Raw genomic sequence first — 255 nt, forward strand, 5'->3', positions numbered from 1 at the left:
GACCTTGCCGTTGCGATTGCGTGACCCGGTGGCTGGCGAGCTCCGCCTGCTCCCAGAGGCGTTCCACGCGATTCCAGCCCAGTCTCAACACACGTCGCGCCTCATAAACGGTATGGAACACATCCAGTCCGTTCTCCAACGACGGCTCCCCGTCCTCTTGCCGCTCCCGTTGCAAAGTGGCGATGCCGGCTTGCAGGCCTTTCCCCGCGTCGGCCGTGACGTAGGATAAGGCCTTCCAATCGCGTAGCGCCTGGG

At 63.9% G+C, this 255-nt stretch carries 1 pseudogene; it reads right to left on the minus strand.

The features are described from left to right. Positions 1–255, minus strand: a pseudogene (locus ACYOEI_RS41340) (hypothetical protein); the annotation flags it as partial.

It is taken from the genome of Singulisphaera rosea, assembly GCF_054877945.1.